The organism is Streptomyces hydrogenans, from assembly GCF_014656075.1.
In the GTDB taxonomy this organism is placed as follows: Bacteria; Actinomycetota; Actinomycetes; order Streptomycetales; family Streptomycetaceae; genus Streptomyces; species Streptomyces hydrogenans.
The window spans coordinates 19,510-42,499 of record NZ_BNBS01000071.1; the positions used below are offsets into that span (position 1 = coordinate 19,510).

Genomic DNA, 22,990 nt, shown 5'->3' on the forward strand with positions numbered 1-22,990 from the left:
GCTCCGCCGTGCCCCGCCCGTGCCACCGCACCGCGGCACGGAACGAAGACTTGAGGAAAGGCCATCTCCCATGCCCGTGGAGTTCCTTGGCATCGCCGCCACCAACGACGGTTCCGAAACCACCCCGCGCTCCGGCGCCGCCTTCGACAAGGGGTACACGCTCCGGCTCGCCCGGGCGCACGAGGAACACGGCTGGGACCGGGTGCTGTTCGCCTACGGCTCCGGGGCGCCCGACCCCGCCCCGGCCGCGGCCTACGTCGCGAGCCGGCTGGAGAAGCTCCAGATCCTTCTCGCCCACCGGCCCAACGTCTCGTACCCCACCTTCGCCGCGAAGACCTTCGCCACCCTCGACCAGATCAGCGAGGGCCGTCTGACGGTGCACTTCATCACCGGCGGCAACGACCACGAGCAGGGCCGCGAGGGCGACACCCTCACCAAGGACGAACGCTACGCGCGGACCCGCGAGTACATCGACGTCGTCAAGAAGATCTGGACCACCCACGAGCCCTTCGACCACGAGGGCGACCACTACCGCTTCCACGACTTCGTCAGCGACGTCTTCCCGGTCCAGCAACCCCGCCCGGGCGTGTCGTTCGGTGGATCCTCTCCCGCCGCGTACGCCGCCGGCGGAGCCGAGGCGGACATCTACTGCCTGTGGGGCGAACCGCTGGCCGAAACCGCCGAGCAGATCGGGGCCGTGGAGGCCGCCGCGAAGGCGGCGGGCCGCACCGAGACGCCCCGCATCCAGGTGGCGTTCCGGCCGATCATCGCCCCCACCGAGGAGCTGGCCTGGGAGAAGGCCCACCGCACCGTCGGCGCGATCCGGCAGCGGCGCGAGGAGGGTCTCGTACGGCAGCCTCGCAGGGGCTCCCGGGGGAACCCGGAGAACACGGGCTCGCAGCGGCTGCTCGCCATCGCCGAGGCGGGGGAGCGCTACGACCGCGCCCTGTGGACCCCGACCGCGGCCGCCACCGGCGGGGCTGGCAACTCCAACGCCCTCGTCGGCACCCCGGAGACGGTCGCCCAGGCGCTGCTCGACTACTACGACCTCGGCGTCGACATCCTCTCCGCCCGCGGCTACGACCTCCTGGACGACGCCATCGACTTCGGCCGGTACGTGATCCCGATCGTCCGTGAAGAGGTCGCCAAGCGCGACGCCGAACGGGTGGCGCGCGGAGCCCTCGCGGGGGTGAACGGATGACCTCCGCAGTGGAACTGACGGTCGTTCACGTACCCGTCTCCGATCCCCGGGTGCGGCCCCTGCTGCGGGAACTCGAGGACGAGTACTCCCGGCGCTACGGCAGGGCCGCGCACGGCGAGATCTCCCGCTACCCCGACGAGGAGTTCACCGCCCCGCACGGCGGCCTCCTGCTGCTGCTCCTCGAACACGGCGAGGCGGTCGCGGGCGGCGCCTTCCGCCGGTACGACGCGACCACGGCCGAGCTGAAACGGATCTGGACGCACTCCGCCCACCGGCGGCGGGGCCTCGCCCGCCGGGTCGTCGCCGAACTGGAGCACGAGGCCGGCGTGCGTGGCTACCGGCGGATCCACCTGACCACCGGCCCGCGCCAGCCCGAGGCCCGCGGCCTGTACCTGGCCACCGGCTACGCCCCGCTCTTCGACACGGAGGCCGACCCGGAGACCATCGGCCCGCTGCCCTTCGAGAAGCACCTGCCGGCAACCGCGACACACCCGGGAAAGGCGGCACGCCTGTGAGTGCCCGACACGTCGGAACACGTCCGCGCCGCCTGCGCATGGCCGCCGTCGCCGCGCTGTTGCCCGTACTGGCACTGACCGCCTGCGGCTCCGGCGACACCCCCGGCACCACGCCGGCGGGCGCTCAGGCACCCCCGGCGCCGACCGACGACCCGGTCGCCGCCGTCCGGAAGGTGGACTCGGCCGCCGCCCTGCTGCCCGCCGACGTACGCCGTGCCGGCACGCTGCGGATCGGCAGCTCGATCGGGTTCCCGCCCGGCGCGTACTACCCGAACGGGCAGGACAAGCCGCCCGCCGGACAGGACATCGACATCGCCGAGGCGGTGGCCAAGGTCCTCGGGGTCGGGCTGGAGCGGGAGGACGCCTCCTTCGAGACCATCCTCCCCGCCCTCGGCAGCGGCAAGTACGACGTCGGCACCGGCAACTTCGGCGTCACCACCGCACGCCTGAAGACCGTCGACTTCGTCACCTACATCAACGACGGCCAGGGCTTCGCGGTGAAGAAGGGCGGCACCGGCCTCACGACGAAGGTCACCGACCTCACCCAGCTGTGCGGGCTGACCATCGGCACCGGCGCCGGCACCACCTTCGAGGCGACCCTGAACTCGAAGAAGGAGGTGTGCGCCGAGGCCGGCAAGGAACCGTACGACGTCAAGGTCTACTCCGAGAACGGGGCGACCCTCACCGCGCTCCAGCAGGGCCGGATCGACGTCGTCATGTCGACCATCAACGGCCTGCGCCACCAGGCGGCACAGCCCGCCGCGCAGACCGCCTTCCTCGGTGAGTACCACCGTCTCGACGTCGGCTTCGCCTTCAAGAAGGGCTCCCCGCTCACCGAGGCGTTCCGGGCCGCCGTCGACGAGCTGATCAAGGACGGCACGTACGCCCGGATCCTCGCGAAATGGGGCACCTCCGCCTCCGCGATCGACGCGTCCCGGATCAACCCGCCCGAGCACACGTGACGACCGCACAGGAAGACGCCGATGGCCCTCACCGCAGACTCCGCCGCCGCGCCACCGGGCGCGACCTCCGCGGGCACCGACCCCGCCTCCCGGACCGCCCAGGACGACCCGGCCTCGCTCCAGGTCGTCCCCGCCCGCCACTACGCCCGCTGGGCGGCGGCCGTCGCCGTGATCGTGCTGGTCGCCCAGTTCGCGCACGGGCTGGCCACCAACCCGGTCTGGGAGTGGAGCGTCTTCCGCGACTACTTCCTGTCGGAGACGATCGTCCAGGCGGTGTGGGTGACCCTGCAGCTCACCGCCTACGCCACCGTCCTCGGCTTTCTCCTCGGCACCGTCCTGGCCTTCATGAGGCTGTCGCGCAGCCCCGTGCTGCGGACCGTCGCCTGGTCCTACATCTGGATCTTCCGGTCGATCCCGATGATCGTCCAGCTCGTGTTCTGGTTCAATCTGAGTGCCCTGTATGAGCGGTTGGGCGTCGGCATCCCCTTCGGTCCGGTGTTCTGGTCCGTCGACAGCAACAGCCTCATCGGGACCATCGGCGCCGCCGTCATCGGACTGACGCTCCATCAAGCGGCTTACGCCGCCGAGATCGTGCGCGGCGGCGTCATCGCGGTCGACCACGGGCAGCTGGAGGCCGCCGCCGCGCTCGGCATCCCCCGGCTGCGGCAGATCCGCCGGATCGTGCTGCCGCAGGCCATGCGCGCCATCCTGCCCACGGCCGGCAACGAGATCATCGGCCTCCTCAAGGGCACCTCGGTCGTCTACGTGATGGCCATCGGCGAGCTCTTCTACCAGGTACAGGTGATCTACGGCCGCAACGGCCGGGTGATCCCCCTGCTCCTGGTCGCCACCGCCTGGTACGTGCTGCTCACCTCCCTGCTGTCGGTCGCGCAGTACTACGTGGAGCGCCGCTTCGCCCGAGGCGCCGACCGCACCCCGCCGCCCACCCCGCTCGCACGGGCCCGCCGCTTCCTGGCGGCGCAGCGACTCGCCGCCACCCGCCCCCTGACGGAGAAGACATGAACGACGTCATGGTCGACGTCCACGACGTCCACAAGAGCTTCGGCCCGCTGGAGGTGCTGCGCGGCGTCGACCTGAAGGTCCGCGCCGGCGAGGTGACCGTCATCCTCGGCCCGTCCGGCTCCGGGAAGTCCACCCTGCTGCGCACCATCAACCACCTGGAGAAGGTCGACCGCGGCTGGATCAGCGTCGACGGCGAGCTCATCGGCTACCGCCGATCCGGCGACAAGCTCCACGAGCTCAAGGAGAAGGACGTCCTGAAGCAGCGAACCGACATCGGCTTCGTCTTCCAGAACTTCAACCTCTTCCCGCACCTGACCGTGCTCGACAACCTCGTCGAGGCACCGGTCTCCGCACTGCGCCGGCCGCGCGGGGCCGCCGAGGAGAACGCCCGTCGGCTCCTCGACCGGGTCGGCCTCGCCGACAAGGCGGACGCGTATCCGCGCCAGCTGTCCGGAGGCCAGCAGCAGCGGGTGGCCATCGCCCGCGCACTCGCCCTCGAACCCAAGGTCCTGCTCTTCGACGAGCCCACCTCGGCGCTCGACCCGGAACTCGTCGGCGAAGTCCTCGACGTCATCAAGGCCCTGGCCCGCACCGGTACCACCATGATCGTCGTGACGCACGAGATCGGCTTCGCCCGCGAGGTCGCCGACACCGTCGTGTTCATGGACAGCGGTGTCGTGGTGGAACAGGGCCCGCCCGCGGCCGTCCTCGACGACCCGGGGCACGCGCGCACCCGAGCCTTCCTCTCCAAGGTCCTCTGACCACCCCCTGACCACCCCCTCCTCCCCTCACCCCCGACTCCCGAAGGCAAGGAGCACGACCATGGCCACCACCCCGATCGCCCGCCGCACCACCGCCGCCGCGCTGGTACTGACCGCCGGCCTCGCCCTCACCGCGTGCGGCAACCCTTCCGACAGCGCCACGACCGAGGTCGCGGCCGCCTCGGGCGACACGGTGACGCTCAACCTGAGCCCCGACCAGAACCGCGTCACCACCACGAAGGTCGACTCCATAGCCGCGCGGGTCCCGGAGGAGATCCGCAAGAGAGGCACCCTGGAGATCGCCGACTCCTCCGGTTCCGCGGCGCCCCTGACCTTCCACGCCACCGACAACAAGACCGTCATCGGCGTGGAGCCCGACCTCGCCCACCTGGTCGCCGACGTACTCGGCCTCGAACCGCGCATCAACACGGTGTCCTGGGAGAACGTCTTCGTCGGCCTGGACAGCGCCAAGTACGACGTCGGCTTCAGCAACATCACCGTCACCGAGGAGCGCAAGGAGAAGTACGACTTCGCCACCTACCGCGAGGACAACCTGGGCTTCGAGGCCAAGAAGGGCAGCGGCCTGAGGATCGACGGACCCGAGGACGTCGCGGGCAGGACCGTCGCCGTGGGCAGCGGCACCAACCAGGAGAAGCTGCTCGTCGAGTGGAGCAAGGAGAACGAGAAGGCCGGCCGCGAGCCGGTGGACATCAAGTACTACCAGAACGACAGCGACACCTACCTCGCCCTCCAGTCCGGCCGCATCGACCTCTACCTCGGCCCCAACCCGACCGCCGCCTACCACGCGGCCACCACCGGGAAGACGGAGGTCGTCGGTACGTACTCCGGCGCCGGCGCCACCCTCCAGGGCCTCATCGCGGCCACCACCAAGAAGGACAGCGGCCTGGCCGAGCCGCTCGCCGACGCGCTCGACGAGGTCATCAGGAACGGGACGTACGCCAAGGTGCTCCAGCGCTGGGGCCTGTCCGACGAGGCCGTGACCACGTCCCGGATCAACCCGCCCGGCCTGCCCAGGACCAACAAGTAGCCGCCCCGGGGAACGGGGCCGCGACACCCCGCGGCTCGCGGCCCCGCACCCGCCCCACGTCACTTCCCACGCTCCCGAAGGGTCCGCCATGGCCACCGTCCTGTCCGTCTCCGGAAGCCCCTCCGCCACCTCTCGCACCGCCCGGCTGCTGCGCCACCTGGACCGGCGGCTCACCGCCCGGGGACACGAGGTGATCCCCCTGGACGTCCGCACCCTTCCCGCCGAGGCCCTGCTCGGCGCCGACTTCCGTCACCCGGCGATCGTCGAGGCGACCGAGCTGTTCGCCCGCGTCGACGGTGTCGTGATCGGCACGCCCGTCTACAAGGCCGCCTACTCCGGACTGTTGAAGTCGCTGCTCGACCTGCTGCCGCAGTACGCGCTGGCCGGCAAGACGGTCCTCCCGCTGGCCACCGGCGGAACCACCGCGCACGTCCTGGCGATCGACTACGCCCTGCGCCCGGTCCTCAGCTCCATGGGGGCCGCGCACATCGTCCAGGGCTGGTTCACGCTCGACAAGGACATCGAGGTGGGCGCCGACGGCGCCCTGACCGTCGCACCCGGCCCGGCCGGGGCCCTCGCCCAGGTCGTCGACCGGTTCTCCGACGCCCTCGGCGGACGAACGGCCCTGCCTGCCGCCGCCGGACGAGCTGCCTGACGACGCCCCTCCTCCGGAATCCGCGGGTGCGGCCGTACGGATCCCCGTCCGTGCGGAGCACCTTGCGGACGAGGCCGCCGTACGGCACCGCCCACCCCCGCACGGAGCGCCCGGACGGCTTCATGGAGCCGCAACACGCTCTCCACCTTCGTCCGCCCGACTCCTCCTAGGCTGCCAGGAGATGGGCACCCGCCGTGCCGGAGCGCGCGACAGGACCCGGCCCGAGCACCGGCGCCCTCTGTCGCCGCTGACCCTGCTCCCGCCATCGGGTCCTCCGCTCGAGACGCCGATGACCCACACGGTCGACCAGGAAGGCCCCCTTCTCATGTCCGCACCTTCCCCTCTTCATCTCGCCGTGGCGCTGGACGGCACCGGCTGGCACCCGGCCGCGTGGCGCGCGCCGGACGCCCGGCCCCGTGACCTGCTCACCGCCGGCTACTGGGCCGACCTCGTGGCCGAGGCCGAACGCGGCCTGCTCGACTTCGTGACGTTCGAGGACGGCCTGGGGCTGCAGTCCTCGCACCCCACGGAGCCGGACGGGCGCACCGACCAGGTGCGCGGTCGCCTGGACGCCGTGCTCGTCGCCGCCCGGATCGCACCGTCGACCCGGCACATCGGGCTCGTGCCGACCGTGGTGGCCACGCACACCGAGCCGTTCCACCTCTCCAAGGCGATCGCCACCCTGGACTACGTCAGCGGCGGCCGCGCGGGCCTGCGCGTCCAGGTGACGGCGCGCCCGAACGAGGCCGCGCACTTCGGCCGCCGAGCCTTCCCGCCCCTCCGCGTCGAGGACCTGGACACCCCGGCCGGCCGTGACCTGGTCACCGACCTCTTCGACGAGGCCGCCGATCACGTCGAGGTGGTGCGCCGCCTGTGGGACAGCTGGGAGGACGACGCCGAGATCCGCGACGCCGCCACCGGACGCTTCATCGACCGCGACAAGCTGCACCACATCGACTTCGAGGGCCCGCACTTCAAGGTCAGGGGCCCCTCGATCACCCCTCGGCCGCCGCAGGGCCAGCCCCTCGTCACCGCGCTCGCGCACGACACCGTGCCGTACCGACTGGTGGGCCGTTCCGCCGACATCGGCTACGTCACCCCGCACGACACCGACCAGGCCCGGGCCGTCGTCGCCGCGATCCGGGCCGCCCAGGCCGAAGCGGGACGGTCGGGGGAGCTGCTGCACGTCTTCGCCGACCTCGTGGTGTTCCTGGACGACGACCCCGCGGCGGCGCGGGACCACAAGGCTCGCCTCGACGACCTGGCGGGCCACCCCTACAGCAGCGACGCCAAGGTGTTCACGGGGACGCCCGGGCAACTGGCGGATCTACTGCTCGAGTTCCGGGAGGCGGGCCTGACCGGCTTCCGGCTGCGGCCGGGAGCGATCGGCCACGACCTGGAACAGATCACCCGGGGCCTGGTGCCCGAACTCCAACGCCGAGGCGCCTTCCGGCACGCCTACGAGGCGCACACCCTCCGGGGGCTGCTCGGACTCTCCCGCCCCGCGAACCGCTACGCCGCCGTCTGAAGCAGGAGCCGTACCACCATGACCGAACCGACCACCGGCAAGCCCCTGAAGCAGATCCGTCTCGCGGCCCACTTCCCCGGCGTCAACAACACCACCGTGTGGAGCGATCCGCGGGCCGGCAGCCACATCGAGTTCAGCTCGTTCGCGCACTTCGCACGGACCGCCGAGCGCGCCAAGTTCGACTTCCTGTTCCTCGCCGAAGGGCTGAGACTGCGGGAACAGGGCGGCCGGCTCTACGACCTGGACGTGGTGGGCCGGCCCGACACCTTCACCGTCCTGTCCGCGCTCGCCGCCGTCACCGAACGCATCGGCCTGACCGGCACCATCAACTCCACCTTCAACGAGCCCTACGAAGTGGCCCGGCAGTTCGCCAGTCTGGACCACCTGTCGGGCGGACGCGCCGCGTGGAACGTCGTGACCTCCTGGGACGCCTTCACCGGCGAGAACTTCCGGCGCGGCGGCTTCCTCCCGGAGGACCAGCGCTACGCGCGAGCCCAGGAGTTCCTGTCCACCGCCGTCGAACTCTTCGACTCCTGGAAGGGCGACGAGATCGTCGCCGACCGGGAGTCCGGCGTCTTCCTCACGGACCCGAAGGCCGGGGCCTTCGTCCACCAGGGGCAGCACTTCGACATATCCGGCCTGTTCAACGTCCCCCGAAGCCCCCAGGGCCGCCCCGTGATCTTCCAGGCGGGCGACTCGCACGAGGGCCGCGAGTTCGCCGCCGCCGAGGCCGACGCCATCTTCAGCCGCCACAGCACCCTGGAAGCCGGCCGGGCCTTCTACGCCGACGTCAAGGGACGGCTGGCCCGCCACGGCCGGACCCACGACCAGCTGCTCATCCTCCCCGCGGCGACCTTCGTCCTCGGCGACACCGACGCCGAGGCACAGGAGCTGGCCCGAGAGGTACGGCACCGGCAGGTCAGCGGCGCGACCGCGATCGCGTACCTCGAACACGTCTGGAACCGGGACCTGTCCGCGTACGACCCGGACGGCCCGCTGCCGGACATCGACCCCGACCCCGGCGAGCACACCGTCGCCCGCGGCCGGGCCAGTGTCCGGCAGTTCCGCGACCCGCTCGCCGTCGCCCGGGAATGGCGCGAACGCGCCGCGGCCGACAACCTGTCGATCCGGGAGCTGGTCATCGAGACGACCGGCCGCCAGTCCTTCGTCGGCTCCCCGGCCACCGTCGCCGACGCCATCGACCACTTCGTCCAGACGGACGCCGCCGACGGCTTCATCCTGGTCCCCCACCTCACCCCCGGCGGCCTCGACGGGTTCGCCGACACCGTCGTCCCGCTGCTCCAGGAGCGCGGAGCGTTCCGCCACGACTACACGGGCACCACGCTCCGGGAGCACCTCGGCCTGGCACACCCCGACGCCGGCACCCGGACGGCGGACACCCGGCGGGCGGCGTCGTGAGGTTCCTGGCGATCACCCTGATCGTGCACGCCCCGGACCCGGTCACCGGCGTACGGAAGTCCACCCGGGACCGCTTCCGCGAGGTGATCGACAACGCGCTCCTCGCCGAGGAACTCGGCTTCGACGGCTTCGGCGTCGGCGAGCACCACGAGCGGCCGTTCCTCTCCTCCTCGCCACCCGTCGTGCTCAGCCACATCGCCGCGCTCACCTCGCGCATCCGGCTCTTCACCGCCGTCACCACCCTCAGCCTGCTCGACCCGGTGCGCGCGTACGAGGACTACGCGACCCTGGACCATCTCTCCGAGGGCCGCCTCGACCTGATCATCGGCAAGGGCAACGGCACCGCCCAGCGCGAGCTGTTCCACGTCACCCCCGAGGACCAGTGGGACCGCAACGCCGAGGGCTACGAACTGTTCCGCCGCATCTGGCGGCAGGACAAGGTCACCGCCTCCCCGCGCTTCCGCCCCGGCCTGACCGACGCCGAGGTCTGGCCGCGACCGCTCCAGCGGCCCGTCCGGGTCTGGCACGGCAGCGCGACCAGCCGGGAGTCGGTCGACCTCGCCGCCCGCTACGGCGACCCGCTCTTCTCCGCCAACGTCACCCACCCGATCGAGCCGTACGCCGCCCTCATCCGCCACTACCGGGAACGCTGGGAGCACTACGGCCACGACCCGGCCCGGGCCGTCGTCGGCGCGGGAACGGCCGGCTACCACGCGGCCCGCACGTCACAGGAGGCCGTCGCCGCGTACCGACCGGTGTTCGAGGGCCACCTCGCGTTCCAGAGGAGCCTCGGCCTGGAGCCGGTGTTCGCCACCCTGGAGGACTTCGTCGAACGCAGCTCGGCGCTGATCGGCAGCCCGCAGCAGATCGTCGACAAGGTGCACCGCTACCACGAGCGGTTCGGCCACAGCGTGCTCCACCTGCAGGCCGACGCGAGCGGACTCCTCCCCGACCGGCACCGCGCGTCCCTCGAACTCTTCCAGTCCGAGATCGCCCCGGTGCTGCGACGCGAGATCCCCGACCCCCCGTTCCCCTGGGCGCCCGTCACCACGGCGCCCGAGCCCGCTCCCGCACCCGCGCCCACCGACCACTGAGGAGCACCGTCCGACCATGCCCGGCATCCCTCTCGGAGTCCTCGACCTCGTCCCGATCCCGTCCGGGGCCACCGCCGCCGAAGCGCTGCGCAACACCATCGACCTGGCCCGGCAGACCGAGCGGTTCGGCTACGCCCGCTACTGGTTCGCCGAGCACCACCTCAATCCGGGGGTGGCCGGGGCCTCTCCCGCCGTCGTGCTGGCCCTGACCGCCGCCGCCACCTCCACCCTCCGGATCGGCTCCGGCGCCGTGCAGCTCGGCCACCGCACCGCGCTGTCCACCGTCGAGGAGTTCGGCCTGATCGACGCCCTGCACCCCGGGCGGCTCGATCTCGGTCTCGGCCGCTCCGGCGGACGCCCGTCCGGGCAGCCGGTGCCCGCGCCCCCGACCACGACCCCCGTCGTCGACGGGCGCACGCCCAACGGCCTGAGGATCCCGCCCCGGTTCTCCTTCGAGCACCTGATCGGCACCCCCCGCTTCCGGCTCCAGCAGCAGTTGCTGCACCAGCCCGGCGCCCGTCCCCAGGACTACGGCGAACAGGTCGACGACATCCTCGCCCTCCTGCGCGGCGACTACCGCGCGGCGGACGGGACCGAGGCGCACGCCGTCCCCGGCGAGGGCGCGGACCTAGAGGTCTGGATCCTCGGCAGCAGCGGCGGAGAGAGCGCCGACGTCGCCGGCCGCAACGGCCTGCGCTTCGCCGCCAACTACCACGTCAGCCCGGCCACCGTACTGGAGGCGGCCGAGGGCTACCGCGCCGCGTTCCAGCCCTCCGACCACCTCGACAAGCCCTACGTCAGCGTCTCCGCCGACGTCGTCGTCGCCGAGGACGCCGAGACCGCCCGCGAACTCGCCACCGGCTACGGCCCCTGGGTCCGCAGCATCCGAACCGCCGAGGGCGCCATCCCCTTCCCGACCCCGGACGAGGCCCGCGCCCACGTGCGCACCTGGACCGAGGAGGACCACGCCCTCGTCTCCGACCGTGTCGACACCCAGTTCGTCGGCACACCCGGGCAGGTAGCGGACCAGCTCGAACAACTCCAGCAGGCCACCGTCGCCGACGAACTGATCGTCACCACCCTCACCCACGACCATGCCGACCGGGTCCGCTCCTACCGCCTTCTGGCGGAGGAGTGGAGCCGGCGATGAACGCTTCGCGGTCCGAGGCGACAGCATCCGGTTGACCGTCGCCCTCCTCACGGGAGGGCCGAGCGCCCGCGGAAGGCGCCTGACCCGGGGGAAGACCCGGGTCAGGCGCCTTCCCGCGTGCCGCCGGAAGAACCCGAGGCCGGGGGCGGGCTCCCGGAACCCGACTCCGACCCGCACTGTCAGACCCATCCCGTAGAACGGGGCTCATCACAGTCGAGTCGTGAACCAGGACTCCTTTCCGTGCCGCCGGGTAGACGACGGCAGGACCGAAGTCCCCGGACGACCTGACGACGCCGTCCTCCGCCGACCCCAGGAGACCGCCCGCCATGAGCACGACTCTCACGCCGCGCCGCGCGCCGTCCTGCGGAGACCGGATCGCCGACGCGGTCCTGGACGCCGCATACGAGACGCAGCGGCTGTACGGGCACGGCGCGTTCGGTGTTCCCTGCCCCACGTGCGGTGTGCCGGCCGGGACGCTGTGCCTGGCCCGCCGCAGCGTGCACGCCGAGCGGCGGGGGGCGTACCGGAGGGCCCTGGAGGGCCGCACGCTCGTCCCGCTGCTCGTCGCGGGCGGCCGCTGACACCGTGCGGCACGGCGGTGGTACGGCCCCGACCGGGAGGGATGTCAGGACGTCGATGACACGCCTCGGGGGAGTACCCCGCAAGCCGCGCGTCCGCCCGCGCCGTGCGGCGGCGGTCCGGACCGGGCCGAGCGCGCTGCGGTCGCGACGGCGGGGAAGGATGATGGGGGCATGGAAGGGCTACCGTTCGTTCCTCCCACCGGGGTGGACGAAGGCGAACGCCTCGGCCCGCCCCCGGCCGGCTTCGCCCTGCTGGCCGCGGACGGAGTGCTCGTCGGCTGGAGCCGCGAGGCCGAGACCCTACTGGGGTATGCGGCGTCGGAGGTACTGGGACGCCGGGCGGTGGACCTGATCGCACCCTCGCACGCCGATCGCGACGGACCGGAGGAGCCGGGGCCGGACGAGTGGCTCCGGCTCGGTGGGACGCACAGCGGCGTCGTGGACGTGCGCCACCGTGGCGGAGACACCGTACGGGTGGCAGTGACCCTGCATCCCCTCACCCCCGCCCCCGACGGGGTCCCTTCCGGTCGGGCTCCCTCCGCCGTCCTCATGGCGTCCGAGCTGGAGGGGCTTCGCTGGTGGGAGACCCGACAGGCGATGCTGCAGGGGCTCGTGACCCAGTCGCCGGTGACACTGACCATCTACGGTCCCGGCGCGCGCCTCCTGTGGGCCAACGCGTCCAGTGTCCGGGAACTCGGTGGCGACCTCACGGCGTCGCTCGGCCGCACCATGACCGAACTCTTTCCCGGTGACGTCCTCACCACCCAGCACCTGGTGCCCGCGGAGGAATTCGTCCGACAGATCCTCGAGACCGGTGAGCCGGTCATCGACGTGCGTTTCCGAGGGCGTTCCCCGGCCGACCCGCGGCGCGAGCACGTCTGGTCCTCGTCCTACTTCCGACTGGTGGACGGCCGGGGAGAACCGGTGGGCGTGTGCGAACAGTCCATCGACGTGACCGACCACTACCGTGCGCAGCAGCGCCTTGCGCTCCTGGCCGAGGCCGGCACGAGGATCGGGTCGACGCTCGACCCGTCCGGAACGGCGGCGGAGCTCGCCGAGGTCGCCGTGCCGCGGTACGCCGACGCCGTGCTCGTCGACGTGGCGGCGGACGTGCTGGAGGGAGAGGAACCGAAGCCCGTCACGGCATGGGACCTCGTCCGCGTGGCGGATTCCGGCGAGGGGCCTTCCCAGGTGGGTGCGGGCGTCGCGTACGCAGCCGGATCATCGCAGGCCGAGAGCCTGGCCCGGGGCCTGTCGACCTCGGACGCCGTGGTCGCGCCGACACGGTTGTACGTCCCGCTGATCGTGCGGGGGACGCCCCTGGGCCTCGTCACCTTCCGGCGGGGGGAGGGCTCGGAGCCCTTCGACGACGGCGATCGCGCCATGGCCGAGGAACTGGCGTCGCGGACCGCCGTATGCATCGACAACGCCCGGCGGTACCTCCGGGAGCACAGCGCCGCGTTCGTGCTCCAGCGCAGCCTGCTGCCACGGTCGCTGCCCGAGCTGAGCGCGGTCGAGGCGGCGAGCCGCTACCTGCCGGCCGACAGCCACCTCGGCGCCGGCGGCGACTGGTTCGACGTCATCCCGCTTTCGGGGGCACGCGTCGGACTCGTCGTGGGGGACGTCGTCGGCCACGGGCTCGGGGCCGCCGCCACCATGGGGCGATTGCGCGCGATGGTGCGTACGCTGGCCGAGCTGGACCTCGCGCCCGACGAACTCCTGGCCCGACTGAACGATCAGGTCGGCAAGGACGCGTCGGAACAGAACGGGAAGGGCGCGGACGGCGGTGGCGCCGTCGGAGCGACGTGCGTCTACGGGATCTACGATCCCGCTTCCCGGACGAGCACCTGGGCGGCGGCGGGACACCTGCCGCCGGCAGTGGTGCAGCCGCACGGCCCCGTCGGCTTCCTTCGTCTGCCGCCGGGACCTCCCCTGGGCGTGGGACGGCTTCCGTACGAGGGCGCGGAAGTGGAGCTCGCCGAGGGAAGCCTGGTCGTCCTGTTCACCGACGGCCTCGTGGAGGCCCGGGGGAAGGGCGCCGACGTGGGGTTGGAACGGCTGGCGGCCGTGCTCGGCGAGCAGCGGGGATCGTCGTCCGATCGCCTGTGCGCCCAGATCGTCGCGGAGCTGGCATCGGGCCAGGTACAGGACGACGCGACGCTCCTCGTCGTGCGCACCCGTGCGCTGGGGGCACGTCAGGTGGCGACCTGGGAACTGCCCTCGGACCCCGCCCTCGTCGCACGCGCACGTGCGTCGGCCGCCGAACAGCTCGGGCGGTGGGGACTGGACGATCTGGTCTTCACGACGGAACTCGTGGTCAGCGAACTGGTCACCAACGCGATCCGCCATGCCTCCGGCCCGATCGGCCTGCGCTTGATCCGGGACCGCTCTCTCATCTGCGAGGTCTCCGACTCCCAGCACACCTCACCGCACGCCCGGTACGCCGGCAGCGACGAGGAGGGCGGACGGGGACTGTTCATGGTCGCCCAGCTCACCGAGCACTGGGGGACGCGCTACATGCCGGCAGGAAAGACGATCTGGGCGGAGCAGGCCCTGCCGGTGGCCTGACGGCCGCCCGCCCCTGCCCGGACCCGGGGCGGTGCCGCGTGAGGCGCCCGCGCACGGCTCATGACGTGTGCAGGCGCACGGCCAGGGCGGCGACGTCGTCGTCGAGGCTGCCCCCGCCGTAACGGAGGAGGTCGTGGTGCAGGGCCGAGAGCAGTTCACGGGGAGGTGTGGCGGGCTGTCGGCGCATCCACTTCGCCAAGGGGAAGAACTCGCCGTCCCGGTCGCGGGTTTCGGCGATCCCGTCCGTGTAGAGGAGGAGAAGCTCGCCGGGGGCGAAGTCGAAGGCGTCCGCGCGGTACCGGTCACCGAGCAACTCCGCCAGGCTGAGCAGGGGAGAGGGGACGGACGGCTTGAGGACGCGTACGGTCTTCGGACTCCGGACCAGCGGTGGGGGGTGTCCGCAGTTGACGATGGTGATGCGGTTGCTCCGGTGCGGGATCTCGACGAGCAGCGCGGTGGCGAAGCGTTCCATCGACGCCTCGGGCGGGTGGGCGGCGTTGTGCCGGGCGCAGCTGGCGTCCAGCCTGCGGGCGACCTCGGTCATGGAGGCCTCGCCGTGTGCCGTCTCCCGGAAGGCGTTGACGATCGCCGAGGCCGCCCCCACCGCCGGCAGGCCCTTGCCCCGCACGTCGCCTATGAGCAGCCGTACCCCGTACGGCGTGTCGACCACCTCGTAGAAGTCCCCACCGATGCGGGCCTCCGCGGCGGCCGCGAGGTACAGCGATTCGATCTCGACGTTCCGGAAGCGGCGCGGCAGGGGCCGCAGCACCACCTGCTGGGCCGCGTCGGCGACGAGCCGCACCTGGAAGAGAGTGCGCTCCCGCTGGAGCCGGACGTGGCTTCCGTACGCGGCGGCCACGGTGACCGCGACGATCCCGCCGCAGGTCCACCACGTCCCCAGATCGGGGAAGACGAGGCTGAGGCCGATCATCAGGAGGACGCAGACGGTCCCGAGCAGGACGGTCGGCAGGACCGGCCACATGGCGGCGGCCAGAGCCGGTGCCGCGGGCAGGAGGCGGCTGAAGGCCATCTCCGGCGGGGTCGCGTAGGCCGAGCAGGCGATCACGACGGTCAGAATCACCGGCGACAGCCGCACGAGCCTGCCGTAGCCGTGGCTTCGACGAAGCCGCGGCCGTCCGGGCTCGATCATGAATCCCAGAGTATCCGCGAGGGCCCCGCTCAGCGACGTGACGAGCGGGGCCCCCGTGTGACGGGGCGTGCCCGCCGCCAGGTGGGGGCGCGACCGCGCGATGCGCCAGTGACGCGTAGGGCCAGCAAGCGTCACGGAGGGTGAAAATCGGCCCTCACCCCTGGATCCGAGGTTCCGGCGAGGGGCGCCGCCCTCGGGCGTAGCGGCGGCCGATGGGCTCGGCGCTCAGGCCGTGCAGCACGATGCTGACCATGACGGTGATCACCATCACCCGCGTGATGAAGTCGCCGCCGCCGGAGCCGCGGAGCTCGATGGCGGCGAGGAGCCCGAAGACGACCGAGGCCACTCCTCTGGGCCCCATCCACCCCAGGAACAGCCGGTCGGACCAGGACAGGTCCGTGCCGATGAGGGCGACCGTCACGGGCACCAGGCGCACCAGGGTGCAGGCGAGGACGGCGTAGAGGACGACGGACAGGTGGAAGCCGTCCCAGAACTCGTCGCTGACCATCTGGCCGAAGAGGAACCACAGGGCGAGGGTCGACAGGGTGACCAGGTCGTCCGTCATCCGCACGGTGTCCTCGGGGAGGTGTCGCATCGCCGGGGCGACGCAGACGCCGGCGACGAACGAGGCGACGAAGCCGTTGCCGCCCAGGAAGACCGACAGGGAGTACGCGGCGAGGGGCACGCTCAGCACCGCGAGTCTCGCCGCGGTGGGCAGGGTCCAGCCCTTCGCCCAGGACCGGCGGAGCAGCCATCCGGCCAGGTATCCGACGAGCGATCCGGATCCGACGGCCCAGCCCGCCGCTCCGACCGCGTCGAGGAGCGCTTCGGCGTAGTCGGAGCCCACCGTGCGGTACTCGGCCGCGGCGGCGACGCAGACCAGGAACACCGGCGAGACGATTCCGTCGCTGAGGCCGCCCTCGACGTTGAGCACCTCCCGGAGACGCGCCGGGACGCGTTCGTCCCGCACGAGGGCCGCGGCGGGCGCCAGGTCGAGGGGGACGACGACCGTCGCGAGGGTCGCGAGCACCCATCCGGGCCGGTCGGGGAAGAGCGCGAGCGCGGACAGGAAGGCGGCGCCCAGGGCCAGCGGCAACGCGGCGCCCAGGAGACGGGCGACGACGCTCCTCTCCCGTCGGATGCCTCCCGCCGGAACCTCGGTCGCGTCGACGAAGAGCAGCAGGGCGAGGACGACCTCGACCGCGCTCTCGAAGCCGGCCAGGTCGCCGAAGTCGAACACGAGCGGCGGGTCCGAGCCGCTGGTGAGGGCGATGCCCGCCACCATCATGGCGATCGGCGCGGTGATGCTCCACAGCGCGAGCCTGCGCGACAGGACGCACCAGGTGAACAGAACGCCCGCGATGACGGTGACGGCAAGCAAGACGACCGCGCTTTCGGGGAGGCTCGGTCCCGGCTGGTTCCTCCCGGCGTTGCAGCGTAAGGCGCGGGCCCGGCCGTGCCGTGGCAGCACGCCGACGGTGTCCCTCCCGGGGCGCTGTCCGCCGGGGAACCGGCGGTGCCCACCCGGGGGCCGTCACACGGACGGCTCCGTCTCCCGTCCGCGTCCGCCCTCCGGGGCGGACCCGGCCGAATGCGCTCGTCGCGCGGGCCGGAGCGTCGGGGCCCCGGTCCGTGACCGGTGCGGCCGACGGGCCGGCCGGCGAGGAGAGCGGTGCGGCCGACGCCCTGGGTGGGCGTCGGCCGCTTCTCCTGCCTGTCGGGCTACTGCCAGGCGCAGTGGACGTGGTTGCCCTCGTCCAGGGCTTCCGTCGCGCCGTACGCGCGGCAGGCGCTGACGAAGGTGGCGTTGCTGACGGACATGTTGTCCGCGTCGAACGCGATGCCCTTGTAGTGGTTCGAGTTCGACGAGTGGTCGCCGCCCGCGATCTCGGTGACCAGGAAGGTGTAGCCCCGCTCCGTGGCCAGCTTCAGCATGCCGTTGAGCATGGCCGTGGAGAGCCAGACCTCGCGCTCGCCGACGTCGCTGTAGTTGCTGGTCTCGGCGGTGGTGCCGTTCTTCGTGTCGGTGATGTTCGCCTGGGCCGTGGAGTCGGCGTCGACGACCCCGCTCACGTGGTAGGTGAGCAGGGAGATGCGGGAGCTGGCGTCGATCGACGCCGCGAGCTGGGCGCGGCTGGTGCCGCCCCCGCCGCTGCCGGAGCCGCCGACCAGGGCGTTCCAGGTGTTCGGGCCCACGATGCCGTCCGCCGTCAGGCCGTGCTTGGACTGGAAGTCCTTGGCGGCGTTGGTCGACGCGGTGCCGAAGTCACCGTCGACGACGAGGCCGTACCCGTACCGGTTCAGCTGGGTCTGGGCCGCCTTGGCCGCGTTGCCGGTGCTGCCGCTCTGTACCGTGGCGACCAGCTTGGGCCAGGTCAGCGGGCCCACCGAGCCGTCGGCCGTGAGCCCGTTGGCGCTCTGGAACGCCGAGACCTTCGCCTCGGTCGCGGGACCGAACCGGCCGTCGGCCGTGGTCGCGTACCCGCGGTGGTTGAGCAGGTGCTGGACCGTCGTCACCTGGGCCCCGCTGTCGCCGTTGGCGATCACGGGCCAGGTGGCGGCCGAGGCGGTGTTCGGCCCGATCAGGACGGCCACCATCGCGGCGATGACCGCGGCGACCAGCGCCGGGAAGCGTCTGCGCATGTCTCTCCTTCGCGTGCTGCGCCGGCCGGCGTCAGCGGTAGCGGACGTGCAGGTGGTTGTCGTGGTTCGGGTACTGCGTGGTCAGGCCCTCGGAGATCAGCGTCGGGTCGTTGAAGTAGATGACATCGATGTGCCCGGGGGCCGCCGCGCGGATCGCCTGCACGAGCTGACGGGTCGCCGCCCGGTCGTAGGTGCCGGACTGCCAGGTGATCCGGCCCGCCGAGCACTGCGCGGAATCGGTGCGGATCGGCCAGATGTCGATGTCGAGCCCGACCTCGTGGCTGGCGTGGCCCGGGATGTCGCCGCCGTGCTCGAAGCCCGCGTCGCCCATCGGCACCTTGCCCTGGCCGGTCGAGGCGAACGACGCGGCCGCGGCCTCCAGCTGGCCGACGGCCGCGGCGGTGGCCCAGTTCGCGGTCGCGTTGCCGTCCGGGTTCTGGTCGCAGATGTGGGTGAAGTTCACCAGCTCGTAGTGCCAGACCAGGTTGCGCCAGGTGTCGGGGCCGACGACTCCGTCGGCGGACAGGCCCGCGTGGCTCTGGAAGGTCTTCACCGCGGTGGCGGTCGCCGGGCCGAAGTCGCCGTCGACCGTCAGGCCCGCCGAACGCTTGGCGTTGAGCAGGTACTGCACGGCCTTCACGGCCGATCCGTCGTCGCCCTGGCGCACCGTGGCGACGAGCTTGCCCCAGGTGTTCGGGCCGACGATGCCGTCCGCCGTCAGGCCCTGGGAGCTCTGGAAGGCCTTGACGGCGGTCGCCGTGCCGGAGCCGAAGACCCCGTCGGCGGTCACGGACTGGCCGCGAGCGCCCAGCAGGTACTGGAGGGCGACGACGTCGCTGCCTCGGTTGCCCGAGCTCTGCAGGTGGTACGCCGCTCCCGCGAAGGCCTGGGCCGGGGTGCCCGTCTGGACGAACAGGGCCGTGGTCAGGGCGAGGAACAGGGCGATCCGGGCGCTCTGCTTGCGCAGACCGGACGATCGGAGCATGGTGCGATCCCTCTCGTGTCGAATCATGTCGGGTTCGGTTGCGATGGGTTACGGGGACGGCGGGGGCGGGTCGCGGGTCGGGCGCGCGGGGTGTGCCTGGCGCGTACCCGTGGACGTCCTCGTCACGCCGCTCAGGGGACCGGGTGCCCGAAGGCCAGGCCGTGCCGGTGCTCCAGTTCCCGGATGCGCGGCAGCAGGCCGCGTTCCAGCGCGCGGAGTTCGTCGCGGTGCGCCGCCTCGAAGGCCGTGCGGCGGGCGGTGCGCAGGGGTTCCCGGACCGCTTCCACCGGGGCCATGCAGGCGGCGTAGGCCGCCCCCAGGCCCCGGTCGGCGCGGGTGGCCTCCGCCCCGTCCTCGATGCCCTGGACGGTGCGGTCGACGAGGGCGAAGAAGGCGTCCTCGTCCTCGACCTCGACGCCGTACCGCGCGAGGCAGCCGGGCAGCGTCCGCAGGGCCTCGCGGGCCCGCGGGTCGTCCCGGACCGCCGAGACCTCCGGCCACCACAGCGACTGGAGCGGCGAGTACAGGTCCTTGAACTCCTTGGCCGCGGTGCGGCCCTCCGTCTCGCAGCGCTGCTGCGCGGCCCGGTCCGTCCGGCCCGCCGCCCGACCGCTCGGGGAGGCCGACGGCAGGGCGGGCACGCTCATAGTGAGGCCGTGCCGCCCGATGAAGCCCAGGTCGGGCAGGTCGGACCAGCCGATGTACGCCGGCGGCGGCACCTCGGGGAGCCGCACGCCCGCCTGCTCCGCGCACTCCTGGAGCCGTGCGTGGCCCACCAGTTGGGCGAAGCCGTCGAGCCCCTGGGTCAGCCTGCTGTCCCGACCGGTCGCCGGCAGCACCATCGCCGTCAGGTCCCGCTCCGCCGGCAGGCCCCGCGCGACCGTCGGCGGCCGTACGGGGCCCGACGCCGTGGGGAGGGGCGCCGCGGAGAGGCCGGGCGCGGCGCCCCCGCAGCCCGTCAGGGCGGCCGCCGCGATGACGGAGCCCAGGACCGCCGCGGTGATCGGCCTCTTCTTCACAGCGTCTCGTGCCTCTCGGTTGTCCGGGCGCCGCGGGGCCGTCATGCCGGTGGCCCCGCGGCGTACTGCCGATCCGCCGGGGGAGCGGGTCAGTGGGTGATCACGACCGTGTCGCCGCCGTCGTACAGGCTGGCGACGCTGAACTGGGTGCCGGCGGAGAGGCCGGTGACGAGCCAGTACTTCGAGTCGTTGACGCTGTGGGAGCCGTCGTACGCCAGGACGTACCGCTTCGAGCCGGTCACCCAGCCGGACGACTTCTTGTAACGGCCGGCGTACTCGTCGTAGGTGCGGCTGCCGGCGTTGTACGAGTAGGTCAGGTTCAGGTCACCGCAGCCACTGGATGCCTTGGTGGCGATGGTGCCCTGCGACTCGTACGCACCGGTGGTGAGGGTGGTGGACGTGCACGCCTGGGCCGAGGCGGACGCCGCCGGGGCGAGCGCCACGCAGGTGGCGGCGACGCCGGCGAGGGCGAGGGCACCTGCGGTGAGGGTGGTGCTGCGGATGCGACGCATGGGGTGACTCCTGTGGTCGGACGGTTGGTGGGGATGGGCGGTGCGCGAGGGGGCCTGTTCCGGCCGCCGCCGTTTTCGGCCCAGCGGAATCCTGACCGTGTCGACCGGCGAATGCGTAGGTCCCGTCACCCACTCGGGACACTCCCGGGACGTGCCCCCGCCGGGACGCACGGGAGGGGACGCGAGGGGACGGGACGGGAAGGGGAGGGGCGGGCAGCGGGAGGCCAGGGGCCCGGGGTACGGGAGAGGGGGGTGAGGCGGTCTCCCGCCTCACCCCCCTCTCCCGTACCGGGACACCGGCCACTCAGGCCAGCAGTCGGCTCCAGGTGCGGGCATCCGCCACGCCGTCGGCCGGCAGGCTCGCCGAGGTCTGGAACGCCCGCACCCCCGCCTCGGTGCCCGACCCGAAGCTGCCGTCGACGACCAGCGTCTGACCGCGCGCGTTGAGCTGGCCCTGCAGCGCCTTCACCGCGTCGCCCTGCGCTCCGCGCGCGAGCGGGTGGGCGAGCTGGTGCCAGGTCTGGTTTCCGGCCACCCCGTCGACCCCGGCCCGGTTGGTCGTCTGGAAGGCCCGCACCGCGCTCTCGGTCGCCGGCCCGAAGGAGCCGTCGGCCACGATCGTGGCGCCCCGGGAGGCGAGCAGGTACTGCAACGACCTGACCCGCTCGCCCGAGTCGCCGAGCCGTGCCACCGGCCAGCCGCCCCACGCCGGGCTGCCGCCGATCCGGGCGGCGACGTCGGCCCTGAGCTGCGGCAGCAGCGCGTACAGCCGGTCACCGGGGCACTCGGTGTTGTTGAAGTCCCGGTGGCCGAAGATCTGATAGGCGCGCAGCCCGTACTGGGAGCAGATGGACGCGCAGAGGTCGACCAGCTTCGCGTACTGCGCCGACCGCAGGTCCACCGACGTGTACGTGCCCTCGTTCTCGATGCCGACGGCGACGGTGTTCTGGCCGGTGCAGTGCGCCGACTCGACCTGCTGGGTACCGGCGGCCAGCGCGGCGACGCTGGAGTGCCGGCCCTCGGTGATCCAGCCGCCGCGGCTGATCGTGAAGTGCTGGCCCGAGTCGATCCAGCCCCGCGCGTCCATGTGGTCGGCCTGGATCGACCGGGACAGCGCGAAGGCGTGCGCCTGCGAGTAGTCGGTGCTGTTCGGGGTCGCGGTGTGATGGACGATGATCTTCTGGGGTCCGGTGGCCAGCAGCTTCACCGGGCTGCTCGGCTCGCGGGCGCCCCAGGCCGCGCACCCGGAGATCACCGGGCCGGCGAGCGCGGCCCCCGCGGCGGCGCGCGCGGTCCCCGGCAGCGCGGTCCCCAGGACCGCTCCGGCACCGAGGGCGAAGGCCCCGGACAGCAGCGCGCGCCGTCGCGGACGCGGTATCGGCAGATCGCTCATCGTCTCTCCCCATGTGTTCGGCAGCCGCCCCGCACGACGCGGAGCGGCGGCCGAATGCTATGAGCAACTCCCCTGTCCCATCAGCGAGTTACATACCTCAGACTTGGACGCGTCGGCTTCTCGGGACGGCCCGGGATCCCGCCGGGCGCCGCCGCCTCAGGGCTGCGGGGCGTCCTGCGGGGGGTCGCACTCCTGCTCCTTGACCTTCGGGATCACCCCGCAGATGGAGATGGTCGAAAGGGGGTACTCGGCCACCGACAGCATCCGCGTGTAGGTGTCGCGGTCCACCCGGATGGTGGAATCCTCCGTCCGGCTGCCCTTGTCGGTGATGATGACTCCGTCGCCGATCGCCCCGTTCTCCAGCCGCCCCCAGACCGCCTGGCAGGCGGCGCTGTGCCGGAGCTGGATCCGCAGCCCGCGCAGGTAGAGGAGCCGGACGGTCTTCGCGTCCCACTGGCAGTTCATCGTCTGCGGTTCGCGCCCGAGGCAGGACTCCCCGGAGCAGCCGGGCAGCGGGTGGTCGGACTCGGCGCCGGGCGTGCGCTCGGCCGCGCTCTGGGCCGTCACCCCCGAAGTCTCGCCGCTCGCCGCCGGCTTGCCCGCGTCCGACCGTGCTCCGTCCGGCGGGGACTTCACTCCGAGGACGGCGATCACGATCAGGGCGCCCACGACCGCGCCGATCGCCATGTGGACGAGCGGCCGCACCCGTCCGGCGGGGCGGGGCCAGGGCCCGGCGGCGCGGTCCGGATCCGGCGCGGCGACGGTGGCCGGGGCGGCGCCTCC

Annotated in this window: 21 protein-coding genes; 13 read left to right on the top strand and 8 right to left on the bottom strand. The window is 72.6% G+C overall.

Features of this window, described 5'->3' with window-relative positions:
- Positions 1 to 70 precede the first annotated feature (70 nt).
- The 13 genes from IE321_RS26235 (at position 71) to IE321_RS26295 (ending at position 14,505) form a co-directional block, all read left to right on the top strand.
- Entirely contained in the window at positions 71 to 1,201 is a 1,131-nt protein-coding gene (locus IE321_RS26235) for an LLM class flavin-dependent oxidoreductase (RefSeq protein ID WP_190224753.1), read from the top strand.
- A complete protein-coding gene (locus tag IE321_RS26240) occupies positions 1,198 to 1,716 on the top strand; it encodes a GNAT family N-acetyltransferase (RefSeq protein WP_190224754.1) in 519 nt (172 codons plus the stop codon). The genes IE321_RS26235 and IE321_RS26240 overlap by 4 nt, the downstream gene beginning before the upstream one ends.
- A gap of 38 nt (positions 1,717 to 1,754) precedes the next feature.
- Positions 1,755 to 2,678, top strand: a complete 924-nt coding sequence (locus IE321_RS26245; RefSeq protein ID WP_190224775.1) for an ABC transporter substrate-binding protein — start codon at positions 1,755 to 1,757, stop codon at positions 2,676 to 2,678.
- A 21-nt stretch (positions 2,679 to 2,699) separates the two neighbouring features.
- Positions 2,700 to 3,701: an amino acid ABC transporter permease gene (locus IE321_RS26250; protein ID WP_190224755.1), complete on the top strand. Its 1,002-nt coding sequence runs from the start codon at positions 2,700 to 2,702 to the stop codon at positions 3,699 to 3,701.
- Positions 3,698 to 4,462, top strand: coding sequence for an amino acid ABC transporter ATP-binding protein (locus IE321_RS26255; protein WP_043226064.1), 765 nt, complete (start codon positions 3,698 to 3,700; stop codon positions 4,460 to 4,462). The genes IE321_RS26250 and IE321_RS26255 overlap by 4 nt, the downstream gene beginning before the upstream one ends.
- A 61-nt stretch (positions 4,463 to 4,523) precedes the next feature.
- Positions 4,524 to 5,510, top strand: a complete 987-nt coding sequence (locus tag IE321_RS26260) for an ABC transporter substrate-binding protein (protein WP_190224756.1) — start codon at positions 4,524 to 4,526, stop codon at positions 5,508 to 5,510.
- An 88-nt stretch (positions 5,511 to 5,598) separates the two neighbouring features.
- Complete coding sequence (gene ssuE / locus IE321_RS26265) at positions 5,599 to 6,165, top strand: NADPH-dependent FMN reductase (RefSeq protein WP_043226060.1); 567 nt, start codon at positions 5,599 to 5,601, stop codon at positions 6,163 to 6,165.
- 325 nt (positions 6,166 to 6,490) lie between these two features.
- Positions 6,491 to 7,693 (top strand): LLM class flavin-dependent oxidoreductase, encoded by a 1,203-nt coding sequence (locus IE321_RS26270; protein WP_190224757.1) that lies wholly within the window; start codon positions 6,491 to 6,493, stop codon positions 7,691 to 7,693.
- Positions 7,694 to 7,711: 18 nt separating this feature from the next.
- On the top strand, positions 7,712 to 9,112 hold the full coding sequence (locus tag IE321_RS26275; protein ID WP_190224758.1) for an NtaA/DmoA family FMN-dependent monooxygenase: 1,401 nt from the start codon (positions 7,712 to 7,714) through the stop codon (positions 9,110 to 9,112).
- Positions 9,109 to 10,206 (top strand): LLM class flavin-dependent oxidoreductase, encoded by a 1,098-nt coding sequence (locus IE321_RS26280; protein ID WP_190224759.1) that lies wholly within the window; start codon positions 9,109 to 9,111, stop codon positions 10,204 to 10,206. Before IE321_RS26275 ends, IE321_RS26280 begins: the two co-directional genes overlap by 4 nt.
- A 16-nt stretch (positions 10,207 to 10,222) precedes the next feature.
- Complete coding sequence (locus IE321_RS26285; RefSeq protein ID WP_190224760.1) at positions 10,223 to 11,356, top strand: LLM class flavin-dependent oxidoreductase; 1,134 nt, start codon at positions 10,223 to 10,225, stop codon at positions 11,354 to 11,356.
- Positions 11,357 to 11,682: 326 nt separating this feature from the next.
- The gene (locus IE321_RS26290) at positions 11,683 to 11,937 is read left to right on the top strand and encodes a zinc finger domain-containing protein (RefSeq protein ID WP_190224761.1); all 255 of its coding nucleotides are present in this window, start codon (positions 11,683 to 11,685) and stop codon (positions 11,935 to 11,937) included.
- A 171-nt stretch (positions 11,938 to 12,108) separates the two neighbouring features.
- Positions 12,109 to 14,505, top strand: coding sequence for a SpoIIE family protein phosphatase (locus tag IE321_RS26295; protein ID WP_190224762.1), 2,397 nt, complete (start codon positions 12,109 to 12,111; stop codon positions 14,503 to 14,505).
- A 58-nt stretch (positions 14,506 to 14,563) separates the two neighbouring features.
- Here IE321_RS26295 and IE321_RS26300 read toward each other — a convergent pair whose 3' ends face one another.
- From IE321_RS26300 to IE321_RS26335, 8 genes are all read right to left on the bottom strand, one after another.
- Positions 14,564 to 15,655, bottom strand: coding sequence for a PP2C family protein-serine/threonine phosphatase (locus IE321_RS26300; RefSeq protein ID WP_190224763.1), 1,092 nt, complete (start codon positions 15,653 to 15,655; stop codon positions 14,564 to 14,566).
- Between the two features lie 154 nt (positions 15,656 to 15,809).
- Positions 15,810 to 17,036 (bottom strand): cation:proton antiporter, encoded by a 1,227-nt coding sequence (locus tag IE321_RS26305; RefSeq protein ID WP_190224764.1) that lies wholly within the window; start codon positions 17,034 to 17,036, stop codon positions 15,810 to 15,812.
- A gap of 341 nt (positions 17,037 to 17,377) precedes the next feature.
- Positions 17,378 to 18,298 carry a peptidoglycan-binding domain-containing protein gene (locus IE321_RS26310; RefSeq protein ID WP_190224765.1) on the bottom strand — a complete coding sequence of 307 codons (921 nt, stop codon included), beginning with the start codon at positions 18,296 to 18,298 and terminating at the stop codon, positions 17,378 to 17,380.
- Between the two features lie 31 nt (positions 18,299 to 18,329).
- Positions 18,330 to 19,283: a penicillin-insensitive murein endopeptidase gene (locus IE321_RS26315; RefSeq protein WP_190224766.1), complete on the bottom strand. Its 954-nt coding sequence runs from the start codon at positions 19,281 to 19,283 to the stop codon at positions 18,330 to 18,332.
- A gap of 131 nt (positions 19,284 to 19,414) precedes the next feature.
- Positions 19,415 to 20,302: a hypothetical protein gene (locus IE321_RS26320; protein WP_190224767.1), complete on the bottom strand. Its 888-nt coding sequence runs from the start codon at positions 20,300 to 20,302 to the stop codon at positions 19,415 to 19,417.
- A gap of 89 nt (positions 20,303 to 20,391) precedes the next feature.
- Positions 20,392 to 20,814 carry a hypothetical protein gene (locus IE321_RS26325; RefSeq protein WP_190224768.1) on the bottom strand — a complete coding sequence of 141 codons (423 nt, stop codon included), beginning with the start codon at positions 20,812 to 20,814 and terminating at the stop codon, positions 20,392 to 20,394.
- A gap of 304 nt (positions 20,815 to 21,118) precedes the next feature.
- Positions 21,119 to 22,207 (bottom strand): peptidoglycan recognition protein family protein, encoded by a 1,089-nt coding sequence (locus tag IE321_RS26330; protein WP_190224769.1) that lies wholly within the window; start codon positions 22,205 to 22,207, stop codon positions 21,119 to 21,121.
- 156 nt (positions 22,208 to 22,363) lie between these two features.
- On the bottom strand, positions 22,364 to 22,990 hold a 627-nt coding region (locus tag IE321_RS26335), incomplete at its 5' end, for a DUF2690 domain-containing protein (protein ID WP_190224770.1).